Raw genomic sequence first — 18,835 nt, forward strand, 5'->3', positions numbered from 1 at the left:
CTTTGCGTCCTCAGTCGTCGAGCGGGGCCGCGCCCACCAGCCAAACGGAAGCACGGGAAGAGATGTCGGCACCCAACAAGTCCTACGACCCCGTCGAGGTCGAGGCACTGAAACCGGAAGAGATCGAGCGCATGCGGGACGAGGCGCTCGCCGCCTTCGCCGCCGCGGGCGACCTCGACGCGCTCGCTCAGGCGAAGGTCGCGCACACCGGCGGAACCTCGCCCCTCGCGCTCGCCAACCGCGAGATCGGCGCCCTGCCGCCACAGGCGAAGGCCGAGGCCGGCAAGCGCGTCGGGCAGGCGCGCGGCGCCGTGAACAAGGCGCTCGCCGCCCGCCAGGCCGAACTGGAGGCCGAGCGCGACACACGGGTGCTGGTCGAGGAGGCGGTGGACGTCACCCTGCCGTACGACCGCGTCCCGGCGGGCGCCCGCCACCCCCTCACCACGCTCTCGGAGCGCATCGAGGACATCTTCGTGGCCATGGGCTACGAGGTCGCCGAAGGACCACAGGCCGAGGCCGAGTGGTTCAACTTCGACGCCCTCAACATCGGCCCCGACCACCCCGCGCGCGGCGAGGCCGACACCTTCTTCGTCCAGGGCCCCGAAGGCGGAGCCGAGTCCGGAGTCGTCCTGCGGACCCACACCTCTCCCGTGCAGATCCGCTCGCTCATGGACCGTGAGCTGCCGGTGTACGTCATCTGCCCCGGCCGGGTCTACCGCACCGACGAGCTGGACGCCACCCACACCCCCGTCTTCCACCAGGTCGAGCTGCTCGCCGTCGACGAGGGGCTCACCATGGCCGACCTCAAGGGCACCATGGACCACATGGTCCAGTCGCTCTTCGGCGGCGAGGGGATGAAGACCCGGCTGCGGCCGAACTTCTTCCCCTTCACCGAGCCGTCCGCCGAGATGGACATGGTCTGCTACATCTGCCGAGGCGAGTCCGTCGGCAACCCCGACCGCCCCTGCCGCACCTGCTCCAGCGAGGGCTGGATCGAGCTGGGCGGCTGCGGAATGGTCAACCCCAAGGTGCTCGTCGCCTGCGGTGTGGACCCGGAGAAGTACAGCGGATTCGCCTTCGGGTTCGGCATCGAACGGATGCTGATGTTCCGCCACAACGTCGAAGACATGCGAGACATGGTCGAGGGTGACGTCCGGTTCACCCGGCCGTTCGGGATGGAGATCTGATGAGGGTCCCGCTTTCATGGCTGCGGGAGTACGTCGACCTGCCGGCGACGCAGACCGGCCGTGACGTACAGACGAAGCTCGTCGCGGCAGGGCTGGAGGTCGAGACCGTCGAGCAGCTCGGCGCGGGACTCAAGGGCCCGCTGGTCGTCGGCCGGGTCCTCACGATCGAGGAGCTGACCGAGTTCAAGAAGCCCATCCGCCACTGCACGGTCGACGTCGGCCGGGCCAACGGGACCGGCGAGCCCCAGGAGATCGTCTGCGGCGCCCGGAACTTCGCCGTCGGCGACAAGGTCGTCGTCGTCCTGCCCGGCGCCGTCCTGCCCGGCGACTTCCAGATCGCCGAGCGCAAGACCTACGGCCGGATGTCCCGCGGCATGATCTGCTCCGCCGACGAGCTGGGCATGGGCGACGACGGGAGCGGCGGCATCATCGTGCTCCCGCCCGAGCACGAGGTCGGCACCGACGCCATCGAGCTGCTGGAGCTGTACGACGAGGTCCTCGACATCGCCGTCACACCCGACCGCGGCTACGCCCTGTCGATGCGCGGAGTCGCCCGCGAGGCCGCCACCGCCTACGGGCTGCCGCTGCGCGACCCGGCGCTCCTCGACGTCCCCGGACCCAACTCGTACGGCTACCCGGTCAAGGTCGCCGACCCCGTCGGCTGCGACCGCTTCACCGCGCGGACCGTCGTCGGCCTCGACCCCGAGGCCCGCTCCCCGATCTGGCTCACCCGCCGCCTCCAGAAGGCCGGCATGCGCCCGATCTCGCTCGCCGTCGACATCACCAACTACGTGATGCTGGAGCTGGGACAGCCGCTCCACGCGTACGACCGCACCCTCATCGACGGCGCGATCGGCGTCCGCCGCGCGGAGCCCGGCGAGAAGCTCACCACGCTGGACGGCGTCAAGCGTGTCCTGGACGCCGAGGACCTGGTCATCACCGACGACCGCGGGCCGATCGGTCTCGCGGGCGTCATGGGCGGCGCGAACACCGAGATCGCCGACGCCGTGACCGACCCCGAGACCTGCGAGGTCCGGGGCACCACCGAGGTCGTCATCGAGGCCGCGCACTTCGACGCCGTCTCCATCGCCCGCACAGCCCGCCGTCACAAGCTCTCCTCCGAGGCGTCCCGGCGCTTCGAGCGCGGAGTGGACCCGCTCGCCGCCGCGGCGGCCGCCCAGCGGACCGTGGACCTGCTGGTGCTGCTCGCCGGAGGCACCGCCGAGGCCGGTGTCACCCATGTCATCGCGCCGTCCGCGCCCCGTACCGTCGCCATGCCCGCCGACCACCCCGACAGGGTCGCCGGTGTCGCCTACGGCCGTGAGACCGTCGTACGCCGCCTCCAGGAGATCGGCTGCGACGTCTACGGCCAGGACGAACTGGTCGTCACCGTCCCCTCCTGGCGTCCCGACCTCGCCGCGCCGAACGACCTCGCCGAAGAGGTCATCCGGCTGGAGGGCTACGAGAACCTGCCCTCCACCCTGCCCAAGCCACCGTCCGGCCGCGGGCTCACCTCCCGGCAGCGGCTGCACCGCCGGGTCGGCCGCGCACTCGCCGGGGCGGGCTACACGGAGGCGCTGAACTACCCGTTCATCGGGGAGCAGGTCCTCGACCAGCTCGGCCTCCCGGCCGACGACCCCTGCCGCCGGCTCGTCAAGCTCGTCAACCCGCTCTCCGACGAGGAGCCCGCGCTCCGCACCACGCTGCTGCCCGGACTGCTCGGCGCGCTCCGCCGCAACGACGGCCGCGGCGGCCACGACCTTGCGCTCTTCGAAACCGGGCTGGTCTTCCACCCCGCCGACGAGCCCCGCGTCGCCGCCGCCCTGCCCGTCGACCGCAGGCCGACCGACCGGGAACTGGCGGACCTGGACGCGGCTCTGCCCGTACAGCCGCGGCACGCCGCGGTCGTCCTCGCCGGAGCCCGCGAGCAGGCCGGCTGGTGGGGCCGTGGCCGCCCGGCCGACTGGGCGGACGCCGTCGGGGCCGCCCGTCTGATCGCCCGCGAGACCGGGACCGAACTCACCGTCGACCAGGCACAGTACGGCCCCTGGCACCCCGGCCGCTGCGCCGAGCTGTCCGTCGCCGTCGACGGGGTGAAGACCTCCGTCGGCTACGCGGGAGAGCTGCACCCCCGTGTCGTCAAGGCGCTCGGACTGCCCGCCCGGACCTGCGCCATGGAACTGAACCTGGACCTGGTGGAGCGGGCCGCCGAACCGGCTCTGGTCGCACCGCGCATCTCCACCTTCCCGGTGGCCACCCAGGACGTGGCGCTCGTCGTCGACCAGAGGATCCCGGCCGCCGCCGTGGAGAATCTGCTCGCCGTCGGCGCGGGTGAACTGCTGGAATCCATCCGGCTGTTCGACGTCTTCACCGGCGAGCAGATCGGCGAGGGCAAGAAGTCGCTGGCGTACGCCCTCCGGTTCCGTGCCGCCGACCGCACGCTGACGGTGGAGGAGGCCACGGCCGCGCGTGACGCGGCGGTGGCGCTCGCCGCCGAGCGCCTGGGCGCGGTTCTGCGCGGAGCCTGACCCCGTCGGCCGCCGGGCCCCGCGTCACCCGCGTAAGGAAGGCGCTGCCACCGCACTGAGCGGTGGCAGCGCCTTCGGGTTTCTCGGTGACCGACGACAGCGGGCGGGTCAGGAGTACGGGTAGAACCCCGATCCCGACTTACGGCCGAGGCGCCCCGCGTCCACCATCCGCTGAAGCAGCGGGGGAGCGGCGTACAGCGGCTCCTTGAACTCCGCGTACATCGAGTCCGCGACCGAGGCCACCGTGTCCAGGCCGATCAGATCGGAGAGCTTGAGCGGGCCCATCGGGTGCGCGCAGCCCAGTTCCATGCCGTTGTCGATGTCCTCGCGGCTGGCGATGCCCGACTCGAACATCCGGATCGCGGAGAGCAGATACGGGATGAGCAGCGCGTTCACCACGAAACCCGAGCGGTCCTGCGCACGGATGGCGTGCTTGCCCAGCAGGTCCCGGACCATGGCCTCGGAGCGCTTGATCGTCTCCTCGGAGGTGGTCAGCGCCGGGATCAGCTCGACCAGCTTCTGGACCGGGGCCGGATTGAAGAAGTGGATGCCGACCACCTGATCGGGCCGCGAGGTCGCGACGGCCAGCTTCACCAGCGGGATGGAGGACGTGTTGGAGGCGAGAATCGCGTCCTGCCGTGTCACCACCTGATCGAGCACCTGGAAGATCTCCGTCTTGACCTGCTCGTTCTCCACCACTGCCTCGATCACGAGATCGCGGTCGGCGAACTCTCCGAGATCCGTGGTGAAGCTCAGGCGCTCCAGCGTGGCGTCACGCTCCTCCTCGGTGATCTTGCCGCGTTCGGCGGCTTTCGAGAGGGAGTTGTAGAGACGGGTGCGGCCGATCTCCAGGGCCTCGCCCGTGGTTTCGGCGACCCTCACATCCAGGCCGCTGCGGGCGCACACCTCCGCGATGCCCGCGCCCATCTGGCCGCAGCCCACCACTCCGACGCGTGCAATGTCGGCCTTTGAGTCCGTCACCTCGTGCCTTTCGCAGATTTCGGTGCGGGAATCCGCATATGGTTCCGGGTTCTCCCATATGGTCCGGTGCCCGCGTCGACCCCATGACGTTACTCCGGGCGTGGGAAAGGACGACGCCAGGGGCCTGTTCGCCGGATCGGGACGGGGCGGGGAGCGGGGTCCGGCGCGGACGCTCTCGGGGTGTTCTCGAGCCCCGGGCCGAGGGCTCCGGTGGCGTTCCGCGGCACGCGAGCCCGGCGGGATCCGACGTACAGGCCCTGTCGGCAGGCATGCTGTGCCGTGGACCGACGGGCATCGAGGCCGTGTCGGAGGACGTGTCGGCTGAGTATCGGAGGGGCGCATGGATCGTGACGGTCGAAGGGGAAGCCTCGGCAGGAGGACGCTGGTGACGGCCGCGGCGGGAGCGGTCGCCGCCATGGTGACCGCGGGGGACGCGAGCGCCGCGTCCGCGAACGGCCGGTCGGCCCCGCGGCGCGAGTTCCGGGGCATGTGGCTGGCGACGGTCGCCAACCTCGACTGGCCCTCCCGGACCGGGCTGTCGGCCGCCCGGCAGCGCACCGAACTCCTCGAACGTCTCGACCTCGCCGTCGCCCGCGGGCTGAACACCGTCGTGTTCCAGGTCAGACCGTCCGCCGACGCGCTGTGGCCGTCCCCGCACGAGCCCTGGTCCCGGTCTCTCACCGGGGTTCAGGGCAAGGACCCCGGCTGGGACCCGCTCGGCACGGCCGTGACGGAGGCCCACCGCAGGGGCCTCGAACTGCACGCCTGGTTCAACCCGTACCGCGTCGCGTCCCACACCGATCCGGCCCGGCTGCACCCCGAACACCCGGCCCGTGTGCACCCGGACTGGGTTCTTCCGTACGACGGGAAGCTGTTCTACAACCCCGGCGTCCCCGCGGTCCGGGCCTTCGTCCAGGAGGCGATGCTCGACGCCGTACGCCGCTACGACATCGACGCGGTCCACTTCGACGACTACTTCTACCCCTATCCGGCGGCCGGGCAGGTCTTCGCCGACGACAAGGAGTACGCCCGCCACGGCTCGGCCTTCCCCGACAGGGCGTCCTGGCGGCGCGACAACATCGACCGGCTGATCCGCGAGATGTCGGGGCGCATCAAGGAGACGCGCAAGGGCGTCCGCTTCGGGATCAGCCCCTTCGCGGTCTGGCGCAATGCCGCGACCGACCCCCTCGGCTCCGACACCCGGGCCGGTGTGGAGACATACGACGATCTGCACGCCGACACCCGTACCTGGGTCAGGAAGGGCTGGATCGACTACATCGTTCCGCAGATCTACTGGAACATCGGCTTCCCCGCCGCCGACTACGCCAAGCTGCTGCCCTGGTGGAACGGACTCGTACGCGGTACGGGCGTCGACCTGTACATCGGCGAGGCCCTCTACAAGGCGGGCGACCCCGCACAGGGCAAGCCCTGGCAGGACCGCGCCGAACTCTCACGCCATCTGACGCTGGCGCGGAAGTACGGCGAGGTGCGCGGGCACTGCTTCTTCTCCGCCAAGGAGGTGGACAGGGACCGCATCGGGGCGATGGCGCAGGTCGTGGCCGACCACTACCAGGTCCGGGCGCAGCCCTGCGGGTGAGGCGCGGCGCGCCGGAGGCTCCCGTCCGGCGCGCCTGTCCGTGACCCGCGCGAGGGGGCCGTGTGCGGGGACGGCGTCCTCACCGCGCTGAGCGCGAGTGACGGCGCACTCCCCTCGGACACGGCCCCCTCGTGGTCCTTCGCGGGACGTTCGGGGCGGTCATGTGGTCGTAGGAAGTGATGGTCAGGCGTGTTCGTGCGGCCTGACGACGGTGTCGGGGCCCGGAGACATCAGTGCCTCGTGCCCGTCGTCGAAGCGGACGCGGTAAGGCGGGCTGCCTTTCTCGCCCAGTACCTCGACGACCTCGGCGATCCGGTCGTGCTGGCCCACGATCCTGCCGTGCACCAGCAGTTTGTCGCCCACGTTCGCATGCATCGGGAGTGACCTCCTCGAAGGCGGTGGTGGTCCGTGCTTCCGAGTCTACGACCCCGCGTCCGACCCGGCCCGCCACCGGGGCCGGGGACACCGCGGACAGGCGGCCCCCGTCCGGGGCGAGCGCGCTCAGGTGCGGGCCCGCTGGGTGACCGCGATGCAGACCAGGACCGCCCCCGCGGCGAGCGGAGCCGCGGGGGAGAGGCGTTCCCCGAGCAGGGACACCGACCAGACCAGGGTGAGCAGCGGCTGCGCGAGCTGGAGCTGGCTGGCCCGGGCGATGCCGATCGCGGCCATGCCCCGGTACCAGACGTACAGGCCGAAGAAGGTCGACACCGCGGCGACCCAGAACAGTCCGGTCACACCCTGACCCGTCAGCCGTACCGGCTCGTACGTCAGCGCGATCGCGGAGCCGGCCACGGCGAGCGGCAGACAGAGGACCAGCGCCCAGCTCACCACCTGCCAGCCCGGCATGAACCGGGCCAGCCGTCCGCCCTCGGTGTATCCGGCGGCGCAGACCAGCAGCGCGCCGAAGAGATACAGATCGGCGCTCTGGAGCGACCCGCCGCTCTGCGACACGGTGAAGCCGATTACCACGGCCGCCCCGGTGAGCGCCGCCAGCCAGAACGTACGCGAAGGGCGGCGGCCGGTGCGCACGACCGCGAGGACCGCGGTCGTCAGCGGCAGGAGCCCCACCACCACGGCCGCGTGGGAGGTGGTGGAGGTCTGGAGCGCGAGGGTCGTCAGCAGGGGGAACCCCACGACCACGCCACCGGCGACGACCGCGAGGGCTCCCCAGTGACGGCGCTCGGGCAGCGGCACCCTCAGCGCCAGCAGAAAACCGGCCCCGATCAGCGCCGCGAGCACACTCCGCAGGGCCACCAGGGACCAGGGGCCGAAGGACTCAAGGCCCCAGACCGTGGAGGGGAAGGTCAGCGAGAAGGCGGTCACGCCCAGTACGGCGAGCAGCGTTCCGTTGCCGGAGGGAGTGAAACCGCCGCCGAGGGAGGACGGCGGGCTGTCGCCGGAGGAGGAAAGGGGGCCGGCGGCGACCGCTATCCTCGCGGAGCCGGTAGCGCTATCCTGTGCTGTCATGCATGAGCGTAGCAGCGTGGACGAACTGGCGAACACCCTGCGACAGGAGATGAATCGCTACTCGCCAGGCGGAAAGCTGCCGTCGAGTCGGGTCCTTGTCGAGCGCTACCGGGTCTCCCCGGTGACGGTCTCCCGCGCGCTCGCCCAGCTCACCGCCGAGGGGCTGGTCGTCACCCGCCCCGGCGCCGGCGCGTTCCGGGCCCTCGCCCGGCCCGAGCTTCCTCCCGCCGGGGACACTTCCTGGCAGGAGGTCACCCTCAGCGCCTGGGTCGCGGGCGAGATCGTGCCGCGTACCGTCGACGCCTCCGGGGTCCTCGCCACCCTCGCGGCTCCGCCGCCCGGCGTCGTCGAGTTCAACGGCGGCTACCTCCACCCCTCCCTGCAACCGGAGCGCGCGATGGCCGCCGCCCTGGCTCGGGCGGGCCGCCGACCCGGCGTATGGGGACGGCCGCCGATCGAAGGACTGCCCGAACTGCGGGAGTGGTTCGCCCGCGGGCTCGGGGAGACCGTCACCGCCGCCGATGTGCTGATCACCGCCGGTGGCCAGTCGGCCCTGACCACGGCCCTGCGCGCACTCGCCCCGCCCGGCGCGCCCGTCCTGGTGGAATCGCCCACGTACCCCGGCATGCTCGCCATCGCCCGCGCGGCGGGACTGCGGCCGGTGCCCGTCCCCGTGGACGCCCACGGAGTCCGTACCGAACTGCTGGCCGCCGCCTTCGACGCCACCGGCGCCCGTGTCTTCGTCTGTCAGCCGCTCTTCCAGAACCCCACCGGCGCGATCCTCTCGGAGGGACGCCGCCCCGAGGTCCTGCGGATCGCCCGCGCCGCCGGAGCCTTCGTCGTCGAGGACGACTTCGCGCGACGGCTCGTCCACGAGGACGCCGGGCCCCTGCCGCGCACGCTGGCCGCGGACGACCGGGACGGTGTCGTCGTCCATGTCAGCTCCCTCACCAAGGTGGCCTCGCCCAGCCTGCGCGTCGGCATGCTCGCGGCCCGCGGGCCCGTACTGGACCGACTGCGCGCCATCCATGTCGTCGACAGCCTCTTCGTGGCCCGCCCGCTCCAGGAAGCCACGCTGGAACTGGTCGGCTCGCCCGCGTGGCAGCGTCATCTGCGCACGCTGGCCGCGGAGCTGAAGGTCCGCCGGGACACGATGACCGGCGCGCTGCTGGACCGGCTGCCGGAGCTGTCACTGCCGTACATCCCGTCCGGCGGCCACCATCTCTGGCTGCGTCTGCCCGACGGGGCCGACGAGGCCGCGCTGCTCTCCGCCGCCCTGCGCGCGGGTGTCGCGCTCGCTCCCGGACGGCCGTACTTCTCCGCCGAACCCCCGGCCGGACATCTGCGGCTCGGCTTCGCCGGGGTGGCGGGCGTCGCGGAGATCGCCGAGGGCGTCCGGCGGCTCCGCGCCGCCTGCGACGAGGTTCTCGGCTGACGCGGGCGGCGCGCGTCTCGTATGTCCGGGCGTCTTGTCTGTCCGGGCGTCCCGCATGTCCGGGCGTATCGTCCGACGTGGCGTCCCGTGCGTCCTGGCGTCGTGCGGGCGTCCCGGGCTCCGGCCGCCGGGGGCGAGAGTCGGTGTTCACCCGTACCGGACTGGGCGGATCTGTCCCCTTGACCGGCGACGGCCTTCCCGCACACCATCGCGCCATGAGTGTTCGGATCACGATGGTGGCCGCGGCTCGCAGCTCCTCACTGCTCACCGAGCGCTTCGACGACGACCGGTCGCTCGACCAGACCGGCTGGTACGAGGTGCGGCTCGCCGCGCACGCCCTCGTACCGCTCAACGCCGCCGAACTGCGGTACTGCTCACCGACCGCGCGCAGCCGCGCCACCGCCCAGGCGCTGGGTTTCGCGCCGATGGCGCAGCCCGCGCTGCGCGACTGCGACATGGGCCGCTGGCGCGGTTTCACCCTCGCGGAGATCACCGCCCTCGAACCGGCCGCGGTCGACGTCTGGCTCGCCGATCCGCGTTCCGCGCCGCACGGCGGCGAGTCCCTGCTCGCGTTCATCGGGCGCATAGGGGGCTGGCTGGACACTCGGCCCGCGGAGGACGGCGGCTCCATCGTCGCCGTCGCCGAACCGGCGGTCGTACGGGCCGCCTTGGTGTACGCGTTGAAAGCGCCGCCGTCCTCGTACTGGAACGTGGACGTCCGTCCCCTGTCGACCGTCACCCTCTCCGGCCGGGCCGGCTACTGGAACCTCTGCCTCCAGACGGCGGCGTAGCGACCGCTCCCCACGGGGTAGGTCAGGCCCGCCTCCCGTCGGTGTCCGACCGCCTTTGCGAACGCGTCCGGACGGACCGCCTGCCCGGCGACCCCGACCTCTACGGAACGGCCGACCAGGGCGGCGCACTCGCGGCCCCGCTCCGGAACGCCTTCCCGCCGGAACGCCTTTCTGCCGGAACGACGCGTCAGCACGCCGATTCCGCGGACTTCCTCGCCTGCCGGTGCGCCGCCACCCGCTCGCGGGTCGCGCACCGCCGCGAGCAGTAGCGGCGCACCGGCCCGCTGCCCTGGGTGAGAAAGACGTTCCGGCAGGCGGGGGACGCGCAGACGCCGCCGGGCGGGCGCTGCCGGTCCCAGACGAGGACTGTCAGCGCCAGACAGGAGGAGGCGAGCAGCCATTCGCCCCAGGGGCCTTCGTCATGACGGTCGAGATGAGGGTGCCAGGGCGAGGTTCCGTGGTGGGAGGTGAGTCGCAGGACCCCGGTGCTCCGCGGCAGCAGCCGGTTGAGGCGTTCGGCGGCTTCGTCGACGCTCTCCGCCTCGAACACCTCGCGGATCCGCTCGGCGGCCGTGCGCATCTCGTCCACGTCCCGCTCGGAGAGCTCCGGCCGCTCCGTCTCCCCATGCTCGAACAGTACGGCGGCGACGGTGTCCGTTCGTGGATCCTCACAGGTCAGGGCGGTGACCAGCGCCGCGGTACGGGCGGCCACGGCCTGCACCGAATGCCGGGCGGACCAAGGGACGTCGGGGGTGCCGTGTGCTGCTGCCATCCTCGGAATGTAACGCATCTGGCGAAGGTTTGAGTTACCTGCATAACGTGATCCGCATGGTGAAGCGCTACGCAAGGGGTGGGTTGTGGGGCTACGCGGCAGGAGCGGCGGCGGCCAGGACCGGCGACGAGATGTCCGGGCCGGCCCTGCTGCTCACCGGTCTCGCCGTCACGGGGTCGGCCGTCGTGGGATCGGCGCTCCTGGCGGGAATCATGATCGCGGCGGCGGTCGGCGGGCCGCTCTTCGGCGTGCTGCTCGACCGGTCCGCCCGGCCCGGCGCGCTGCTCGCGGGAGCCCTGGCCGGATACGCCGTGGCGCTGATCGCGATTCTCCTCGGCCTCGGCCGGATCCCGATCGGCGTCACGGTCCTGATCGCCGTGTTCGCGGGTCTGCTGGGCCCCGCCCTGGCCGGTGGCTGGACCTCCCAGCTGCCGAGGGTCGTCCCGCCTGCCGCGCTGCCCCGCGCGAACGCGCTGGACGCGATGACGTTCAACGCCGCCGGGCTGCTGGGCCCGGCGCTGGCCGGGGCGGTCGCCCATCTCGCGGGCGCGGGCGCCGGAGTGGTCGTGGCCGCCGTGCTCGTCGCGCTCGCCCTGCCCGTGGCCCTGACGCTGCCCGGTGCGGCGGGCCGTGTGCCGGTACCGTCCACCACCTCCACCTCCACCTCGGCCGTCCCGACCAACTCCTCTGCCTCCTCCACCTCTTCAGACTCTTCCGGCTTCACGGCGTCCTCCGTTTCCGCCGACCTCGCCGCCGGATTCCGCGCGGTCGCTCGCGTACGGCCCCTGGCCCGCGCGACGGCGGTCTCCGTGATCTCCTGCGCCGGACAGGGCATGCTCATCGCCTGCGCCCCCCTGCTGGGCGAACGGGTCCTCGGCGGTGCCGGCCAGGGCACGGTCCTGCTCTCCGGCGTCGCCCTCTCCGCACTCGTGGCCAACGCGCTGCTCGCCCGCGCGCCCGCGCCCGGGGCCGGACCGCTGAGCCCGGACGCCATCCTCGGCTGGAGCACCGTCCTCCTCGCGTCGGCGCTCGCGCTCGCGGCGACGGCCCGCCCCGTACCGCTCGCCATCGCCGTCGTTCTCATCGGGATCGGCGAAGGCCCCCAGCTCACCGCCCTGTTCGCGATACGCCACCGGGAGGCCCCCGAGCGGCTGCGCGGCCAGGTCTTCACCACGGGCGCGAGCCTCAAACTCTCCGGCTTCGCGATCGGCGCGGCCCTGGCGGGCCCGCTCGCCGTCCGGTCCCTGCCGGGCGCCCTGCTGACCGCCGCGTTCGTCCAGCTTCTGGCGGCGCTCTGCCACGTCCTGTGGCCACCCACGCTGTCGGCGGTCACCGGCAGAATGTGGCAGGCGGCCGCGCTACGGACGGCCCGTCGCCAAGGGAGGCACCCCATGCACGAGCCCGAGACTCCGCGGCCCGCCACCGCCACCGGACGGGAGAGTGGCGACTACCCGGCCCTCGACCGGATCACCGACGAACGGTATGTGACCGTGCGCGCCGGGGACCAGGACCTGGTGGTGACCTTCGACTCCATCGATCCGGACCGAAGACTCGATCCGGAGACCATCAGGGGGCTCCTGCCCCATGTCCGGTCCCTGCTCGCGGACTTCGCCGCCGTCCGCGAGCGCGCCACGGAGTACCTGTGGAGCTGGGGCGCCCAGGGTGACGAGACCGATGAGGAGAAGACCGAGTTCCTCCGGGACATGATCCCTTCGACGCTCGTGGTCTCCGGTCCGACCACGAGCGAGCTGCACTACGAGAACGTCGACGAGAAATACATGATGGACGGCTACTGGCCGGCGGTTCACTTCGACCGGGACATGACAGCCATCAAGGTCACCGTCGAGGCGTGAGGCGGCGCGCGCCGACCCGACGGCCCACGCGACCACTCGTCGCGTCATCCCCGAGTCGCACGGGGTCGCCTCACCCCGTACGACAGCTCCCGGACTCCAGGCTCCGGCCGGACGGGTCGGTCGTCCCGGCAGGCGCCCTCGCGCACAGAACCGTCGGCCGCGACCGGCGACTACGTCATGGGGCCGACGTCGCCTTCGAGGACGGTCCGGGTGATCGGAGGGCGGTCCCAGAGGGCGAGGAGTTCGTTGGCGATGGCGACGACGGGGAGCGGGTCCGTGTCGCCGTGGACCTCGATGGCGGCAGCCGACAGGCTGCGCGGGACGGCTCCGGCGTCGAGGAGGACGCGCCACTCCTCCGGGCCGAGCTCCAGGAACTCCAGTCCGCCGAGCTCGGCGATCTCCAGGGGGTCGGCGAGCGTGCCGGGGTAGGCGGTGAGGGTCCGGAGACGGGGGAGCCCGGTGACGGGGGCGAGACTGAGCGGCTCACCCTCCCACACGCCGATGCTCAGCACTTCCAGCTCCGCGTGGGCGGCGGCCTCGATACTCGTCAGGCTGCGGATGTTCACCCTGGCCACGGCCGGCGGCCGGTCCTCGTGACGGACGCCGTGTCCTCGTCCGTGCCCGTTCAGCACCAGGTCGGTGAGGGAGTCGGCGACCAGGCCGGCGCCGATGTTCTCCTCATGGCTGAGGATGATGATCTGACCGGCGTGTCCCCGAGGCCCCGGCGTCCGTGCGCCCGCTCCCGGCCCCCGGAGCGAGAGAGCCGACCCGGAGCCCGTGATCCGTACGCCCGACGCGTTCTCGCGGTGCGATGCCGCGTGATCCGGATCCGATTCAGGCCGGGGTGAGGAGTTCCCGCAGAGCCTTCGCGGTCCGGGTCGTACGTCAGTACGGGCCGACCCGCGTCACGATTCTCCGCGGCTCACGGTCCTCCGCCACACACCGGAGGGCTTCCCGCACCGCGAGGGCGCCCAGCCGCACGAACACCCTCTCGCAGGAATCGACCCAGTGCCATGACAGGGCCCGCACGACGACCCGTGCGCCCACCGCCTCGCCCCGGCGTGCTTCTGGGCCCGTGGTCCCTTCGCCGGCCAGCTCCCGCAACACGCCCCGGACGAGCGCCTCCTCGTACGCGGCGTCCGGTTCCGGCAGTGCCGTACACGCGAACTCGCACGACGAGACCGCCCCCTCGGGGACCGGTTCGAAGTCCAGTTCCGCCCTGCCGTAAGTCGGCGCGCAGCCGCCGAGCGTCTGGCGGGAGTACACCTGTACGCCCCGCACCGGGCGAGTGAGTCCGGCGGTCGGCGAGTCGGCCATGACGTGCAGGGTACGAGCACCGAAGTCCCACCGCCCTCCCGAGCGCCGCCCCACCTGCGGACCGGACCGTCCCGCCGCGCCCGCGGACCGGCCCGCCGCGGCACATGGCGACCGAACGCTCCGGCCGCCCGGCCGAGCGGGACGGCTCACCCCACATGCGGCCGCTCACCCTTCCGGCTTCCGGCGCGACGAAATCCGCTGGGCGGCTCACGACGCGATCTCTAGGCTGATCACATGACTCCTGCAAGGACCTCGTACGTCTGCCTCTCGTGCCGTGTCCCGTACAAGCAGTCCTACGACCGCACGAGGCAGCGGATCTGTCCGCGCTGTGCGGAACCGATGCTCCACGCCGGGTCGGCCTTCGCCGCACCCCGGCGTCGTGACATCGCGGCCTGGCGGACCCTCACCACGCTGCTGAACGCCGGTGTCGGCTTCCACAAGAGCTGCTGCGGCGGGCCGGGGTACCGACCGCGGACCTTGCGAGAGGTGCGTGAACGGCTGGCCTACGCCCGGCGCAGCGGCGAACCGGTCGCCAAGTCGCTCGTCCGGTGGAACATGCCCTGACGGAGTACGGGGCCCGAACGCGCGGCCTCGCCGGCTCGACCCGCACCGACGAGACCGCTTCCCCCTGCCCAGTGAGGCTTCCTTCTACCAGTGAGGAACCACGGAACCGCGCCATGACCACCCCGCAGACCATCCCCCTGGAGCCCACCCCGATCCATGTGCCCGACGAGGTCCTCGATGACCTGCGCGCCCGTCTCACATCGACCCGTCCGCCGCTGGACGAGGGGAATGAGGACGGGTCCTACGGCGTCCCGGACAGCCGTCTCCGTGAGCTGGTCGCCTACTGGCGGGACGGCTACGACTGGCGCGAGGCCGAGGCCGCCATCAACGCCTACGAGCACTACCGGGTGAGCGTCGCCGGTGTCCCGGTGCACTTCATGCGCAAACCCGGCCGCGGCCCCCGCCCGATCCCGTTGATCCTCACCCACGGCTGGCCGTGGACGTTCTGGCACTGGTCGAAGGTGATCGACCCGCTCGCCGACCCGGCCGCGTTCGGCGGTGACCCCGCCGACGCGTTCGACGTCATCGTGCCCTCCCTGCCCGGCTTCGGTTTCCCCGGCCCGCTCACCGGCTTTCCGGACGTCAACTTCTGGAAGGTCTCCGACCTCTGGCACACCCTGATGACCGAGACCCTGGGATACGAGAAGTACGCCGCCGGGGGCTGCGACATCGGCGGGATCGTCTCCAGCCAGCTCGGCCACAAGTACGCCGACGAGCTGTACGGCATCCACATCGGCTCCGGCCTGCCGCTCGACTTCTTCACCGGCCCCCGCGCCTGGGACTTCGCCCGGAACCGGCCCCTCACCGACGACCAGCACGCCGACGTCCGCGCCCGTATCGTCGAGCAGGACCACCGCTGGGCGTCCCACCTCGCCGTGCACATGCTCGACGGCGCCACCCTGGCCCACGGGCTGAGCGACTCACCCGCCGGACTGCTCGCCTGGCTGCTGGAGCGCTGGGACGCCTGGAGCGACAACGGCGGCGACGTCGAGTCCGTCTTCACCAAGGACGACCTGCTCACCCACGCCACGATCTACTGGGCGAACAACTCCATCGCCACGTCGATGCGTTACTACGCCAACGCCAACCGCTACCCCTGGGTCCCCGCCCACGACCGCACTCCGGTCGTGCAGGCCCCGGTCGGCCTCACCTTCGTCACGTACGAGAACCCGCCCGGCATCCACACCGCCGAGGAGCGCGTCCGGGCGTTCAAGACCGGCCCGCAGGCCGACTGGTTCAACCACGTCAACGTCAACGCCCACGACCACGGCGGCCACTTCATCCCCTGGGAGAACCCCGACGCCTGGGTGAGCGACCTGCGCCGCACCTTTCACGGCCGCAGGCCCTGAACGGCCGGTTCCATCGCGATCCGGGCGGTCGTGCCTTTGCCGGACACCGCTCATCGAGGAGGGCGGGGACCTGTCCTCGATGAGCGGCACCCGGCCGGCGCTGCCTACTGCCTACCGTCCGCTGCCGGCCTGACGGTCCGGCCGTAGTTCAGGTGCCGGTCGTAGAACCGGGCCCCGTCCTCCACCTCGAACCACGGGGTGCCGGTGTGTCCGCCCAGATTGGCGTGCAGCGTCTTCTCCTCGGTGCCGAAGGCGTCGAACAGGTCCAGGGCCCGCTGCCGGGGGTTCCCGTCGTCGTCCCACTGCAGCAGCAACAGCAGCGGGACGGTGACCCGCCGGGCCTCCTCGCGCTGGGCGCGGGGCACGTAACCCCCGGCGAAGAAACCGGCGGCCTCGATGCGCGGCTCGGCCACCGCGAGGCGGATGCCGAGGGCGGCCCACCCCGAGTACCCGACCGGGCCGCCGATCTCGGGCAGCGCGAGGAGGGCGTCCAGGGTGGTCCGCCAGTCCGGGACCGCCCCTTCGACCAGCGGGCCGACGATGGACTCGAAGATCTCGTCGACCGGCTCTCCGGCCCGTAGTGCCCGTCGGAGGTCGGCGCGAGCCTGCTCGTCGGCGGCGGAACGGGGCCGGTCGCCGCACCCGGCGGCGTCGATGGCGGCCACCGCGTAGCCGTACGCCGCGGTCTGCCGGGCCCGGGCCACCAGCCGGGGCTGTGCCTTGGGCAGGCCGTTGTTGTGGGCCATGAGGATCAGCGGGGACGGTTCGGCGGATTCAGGCGTCCACAGGGTGCCGGGGATCTCGCCGAGGGTGAATTCGCGTTCGAGGACGCCGTCATCGAGGCGTTGTTCCGAAGTGAAGTGCATGGTCGTGCCTTTCGGGAGTGCTCCTGAGCGGCGCTCCCGGACGACCTGTCTCACGTCCGACCGTGACCCCGGAGGGGAGCACCCATGTCGATACTGCGTTCACGGGTACCACCTCCTCGTTCTCTCGCACGGCCTCCGGAAACGTAGCAGCGGTCGCCGTGGTCCGCCACGGGTTTCGCGGAGGCTCTGTGGCCGGGCGCCACGGAGCCACTCGTCTCAAGGCAGGCTCCGGGCCCCGCCGCGGGGCCGGTCCGTCCCCCAGGTCAGCCGCGCGCCGCGGTGATGGACAGCGCGACGACCAACAGGGCCTCGGGCGCTCCGCAAGGTGCTGTGGATCCACCGAACGGTGGAGGCGCGAATCAACCCGAGCCCAGACCCTACGGTCGATGTGGCGGGGTGCGGCGCGTCCGTAACTTCGCGGTATGACCGCATTGGAAGTGCGAAATCTACACAAGCGCTACGGGCGGCACGTTGCCGTCGACGACGTCTCTTTCACCGTTGAAGAGGGAGAGATCTTCGGCATCATCGGGCCCAACGGCGCCGGCAAGACGACAACCGTCGAGAGCATCGCCGGCCTGCGAACGCCCGACTCGGGCTCGATCTCTGTGCTGGGACTCGACCCGGTCAAGGACCGGGCGGAGGTGCGTGAGCGACTCGGCGTGCAACTGCAGGAGAGCAGCTTCCCAGACGCGATCAAGGTCGCCGAAGCCCTCGAACTCTACGGCTCCTTCTACCGGAACCCCGCCGACTGGCGCGACCTCATGGAACTCCTTGGGCTCGCCGAGAAGCGCGACACGCGGTACAAGGCTCTCTCAGGCGGGCAGAAGCAGCGGCTTTCGATCGCGCTCGCTCTGGTCGGCAATCCGAAGGTCGCGATTCTCGACGAGCTCACGACGGGACTGGACCCGCAGGCGAGGCGCGACACCTGGAGCCTCATCGAGCGGGTTCGTGACGCGGGCGTCACGATCCTCCTTGTCACGCACTTCATGGATGAAGCGGAGCGCCTCAGCGACCGGATCGCCGTCATCGATGGCGGCCGGGTCGCCGCGGTGGATACGCCCGCAGGGCTGATCGCGCAGTCGAGCGCGGTGCAGCAGGTCCGGTTCCGCGTGAGTCAACCGCTGGACAAGAGTGTCCTGACCGAGCTTCCCGACGTGACCGATGTAGAGATCACCGAGGGCCGCTGGCTGGTCACCGGCAGGGGGCGGCTTCTGAGCAGCGTCGCGGGGGCTCTCGCCAGGGCGCGGGTCGTGGTGGAGGACCTCCGCGTCGACCAGCGCAACCTCGACGACGCGTTCGCGGCCTTTACGGGGCGCGCCCCGGAGTCCCCAGAACCCCTCCGAGAGGAGAGGGCTGACTGATGCGTGCTCTCCTGAAGATGGTCAAGGTCGAGACGAAACTCTTCCTTCGAGACTCTGCCACCGTCGTCTTCGGTGTGCTGTTCCCGGCGGGACTCCTGCTCGGGCTGGGTGCCATTCCGGCGCTCAGAGAGCCGTCGCAGGAAACCGGCGAACTCCGGTCCATCGACATCTGGGCGCCGACCGCGCTGGTGTTCGGGATGGTGATGATCGCCGTGCAGCACGTCCCGGCGGTGATCGCGACGTATCGTGAGCGCGGCATCCTGCGCAGGCTGTCGACCACTCCCGCGCATCCGCGGAGTGTCCTGCTCGCGCAGATGATTGTCGCGTTCGCCTCCGTGGTCGTCTCCGCGGCACTCATGATCTTCCTCGCGTGGGCGGTGCTGGATATCGCGCCGCCCGAGCGGCCCCTGGAGTTCGTCGTCGCCTGCATCGTCGGCTACGCGGCACTGCTCGGGCTCGGCATGATCTCCGCGGCCGTGGCCCGCACGAGCAGTGCCGCGAACCAGATCGGTACTCTCCTGTTCGTTGCGCTGATGTTCTTCGGCGGAGCCTTCCTGCCTCGTGTCCTCATGCCCGACGTGCTGCGCGAGGTCGGTGAATTCATACCGCCGGGGCTGCAGGCTCTCACCGTGGCGTGGTCCGCCGAAGCCGGCGAGGTCACCGCCACCGCCGGCGGGCAGCCCTTCTGGCTGCAGATTGCCGTCATGGCGGGTATCGCAGGGGCCGCGAGCGCGATCGCAGCCAAGCTCTTCCGCTGGGAGTAGATG

16 protein-coding genes and 1 pseudogene are annotated in these 18,835 nt (G+C 71.6%); 10 read left to right on the forward strand and 7 right to left on the reverse strand.

The genetic code is table 11. The features are described 5' to 3' along the window. Positions 1-62: 62 nt before the first annotated feature. Positions 63-1,187, forward strand: coding sequence for a phenylalanine--tRNA ligase subunit alpha (gene pheS / locus ACWEFL_RS10315; protein WP_451710096.1), 1,125 nt, complete (start codon positions 63-65; stop codon positions 1,185-1,187). Beyond that, positions 1,187-3,715, forward strand: a complete 2,529-nt coding sequence (gene pheT / locus ACWEFL_RS10320; protein ID WP_451710098.1) for a phenylalanine--tRNA ligase subunit beta — start codon at positions 1,187-1,189, stop codon at positions 3,713-3,715. The genes pheS and pheT overlap by 1 nt, the downstream gene beginning before the upstream one ends. Before the next feature lie 108 nt (positions 3,716-3,823). Here pheT and ACWEFL_RS10325 read toward each other — a convergent pair whose 3' ends face one another. Next, positions 3,824-4,696 (reverse strand): 3-hydroxybutyryl-CoA dehydrogenase, encoded by an 873-nt coding sequence (locus tag ACWEFL_RS10325; RefSeq protein ID WP_451710100.1) that lies wholly within the window; start codon positions 4,694-4,696, stop codon positions 3,824-3,826. 415 nt (positions 4,697-5,111) lie between these two features. On the opposite strand from ACWEFL_RS10325, the gene ACWEFL_RS10330 reads away from it, so the two are divergent. Further along, positions 5,112-6,293 carry a glycoside hydrolase family 10 protein gene (locus ACWEFL_RS10330; protein WP_451710434.1) on the forward strand — a complete coding sequence of 394 codons (1,182 nt, stop codon included), beginning with the start codon at positions 5,112-5,114 and terminating at the stop codon, positions 6,291-6,293. A 183-nt stretch (positions 6,294-6,476) separates the two neighbouring features. Here ACWEFL_RS10330 and ACWEFL_RS10335 read toward each other — a convergent pair whose 3' ends face one another. Together ACWEFL_RS10335 and ACWEFL_RS10340 are read right to left on the reverse strand one after the other, a co-directional pair. Continuing rightward, a complete protein-coding gene (locus ACWEFL_RS10335; protein WP_451710101.1) occupies positions 6,477-6,668 on the reverse strand; it encodes a DUF1918 domain-containing protein in 192 nt (63 codons plus the stop codon). 126 nt (positions 6,669-6,794) lie between these two features. Beyond that, positions 6,795-7,760 carry a DMT family transporter gene (locus tag ACWEFL_RS10340; RefSeq protein ID WP_451710103.1) on the reverse strand — a complete coding sequence of 322 codons (966 nt, stop codon included), beginning with the start codon at positions 7,758-7,760 and terminating at the stop codon, positions 6,795-6,797. Between ACWEFL_RS10340 and ACWEFL_RS10345 the strand changes: the two genes are divergently transcribed. Then, positions 7,759-9,195: an aminotransferase-like domain-containing protein gene (locus ACWEFL_RS10345; protein WP_451710105.1), complete on the forward strand. Its 1,437-nt coding sequence runs from the start codon at positions 7,759-7,761 to the stop codon at positions 9,193-9,195. The two genes, ACWEFL_RS10340 and ACWEFL_RS10345, sit on opposite strands and share 2 nt — an antisense overlap. A gap of 215 nt (positions 9,196-9,410) precedes the next feature. Continuing rightward, a complete protein-coding gene (locus tag ACWEFL_RS10350) occupies positions 9,411-9,986 on the forward strand; it encodes a histidine phosphatase family protein (protein WP_451710106.1) in 576 nt (191 codons plus the stop codon). Between the two features lie 187 nt (positions 9,987-10,173). Here ACWEFL_RS10350 and ACWEFL_RS10355 read toward each other — a convergent pair whose 3' ends face one another. Continuing rightward, positions 10,174-10,758, reverse strand: coding sequence for a CGNR zinc finger domain-containing protein (locus tag ACWEFL_RS10355; protein ID WP_451710108.1), 585 nt, complete (start codon positions 10,756-10,758; stop codon positions 10,174-10,176). A 56-nt stretch (positions 10,759-10,814) separates the two neighbouring features. Here ACWEFL_RS10355 and ACWEFL_RS10360 point away from each other — a divergent pair, with 56 nt between their 5' ends. Beyond that, complete coding sequence (locus tag ACWEFL_RS10360) at positions 10,815-12,611, forward strand: MFS transporter (protein ID WP_451710110.1); 1,797 nt, start codon at positions 10,815-10,817, stop codon at positions 12,609-12,611. A gap of 170 nt (positions 12,612-12,781) precedes the next feature. Here ACWEFL_RS10360 and ACWEFL_RS10365 read toward each other — a convergent pair. Both ACWEFL_RS10365 and ACWEFL_RS10370 read right to left on the reverse strand, forming a co-directional pair. Beyond that, positions 12,782-13,339 (reverse strand): annotated as a pseudogene (locus ACWEFL_RS10365) (SMI1/KNR4 family protein); the annotation flags it as partial. Positions 13,340-13,496: 157 nt separating this feature from the next. After that, entirely contained in the window at positions 13,497-13,928 is a 432-nt protein-coding gene (locus ACWEFL_RS10370) for a hypothetical protein (RefSeq protein WP_451710112.1), read from the reverse strand. Between the two features lie 234 nt (positions 13,929-14,162). Here ACWEFL_RS10370 and ACWEFL_RS10375 point away from each other — a divergent pair, with 234 nt between their 5' ends. Together ACWEFL_RS10375 and ACWEFL_RS10380 are read left to right on the forward strand one after the other, a co-directional pair. Further along, complete coding sequence (locus tag ACWEFL_RS10375) at positions 14,163-14,492, forward strand: deoxyxylulose-5-phosphate synthase (protein ID WP_451710113.1); 330 nt, start codon at positions 14,163-14,165, stop codon at positions 14,490-14,492. 113 nt (positions 14,493-14,605) lie between these two features. Next, positions 14,606-15,841, forward strand: a complete 1,236-nt coding sequence (locus tag ACWEFL_RS10380) for an epoxide hydrolase family protein (RefSeq protein ID WP_451710115.1) — start codon at positions 14,606-14,608, stop codon at positions 15,839-15,841. 104 nt (positions 15,842-15,945) lie between these two features. On the opposite strand, the gene ACWEFL_RS10385 is transcribed toward ACWEFL_RS10380, so the two are convergent. Further along, on the reverse strand, positions 15,946-16,707 hold the full coding sequence (locus tag ACWEFL_RS10385) for a dienelactone hydrolase family protein (RefSeq protein ID WP_451710117.1): 762 nt from the start codon (positions 16,705-16,707) through the stop codon (positions 15,946-15,948). Positions 16,708-17,129: 422 nt separating this feature from the next. Between ACWEFL_RS10385 and ACWEFL_RS10390 the strand changes: the two genes are divergently transcribed. Both ACWEFL_RS10390 and ACWEFL_RS10395 read left to right on the forward strand, forming a co-directional pair. Further along, a complete protein-coding gene (locus ACWEFL_RS10390; RefSeq protein ID WP_451710118.1) occupies positions 17,130-18,068 on the forward strand; it encodes an ABC transporter ATP-binding protein in 939 nt (312 codons plus the stop codon). Beyond that, complete coding sequence (locus ACWEFL_RS10395; protein ID WP_451710120.1) at positions 18,068-18,832, forward strand: ABC transporter permease; 765 nt, start codon at positions 18,068-18,070, stop codon at positions 18,830-18,832. The genes ACWEFL_RS10390 and ACWEFL_RS10395 overlap by 1 nt, the downstream gene beginning before the upstream one ends. Positions 18,833-18,835: the final 3 nt, after the last annotated feature.

It is taken from the genome of Streptomyces sp. NPDC004838 (assembly GCF_053600955.1).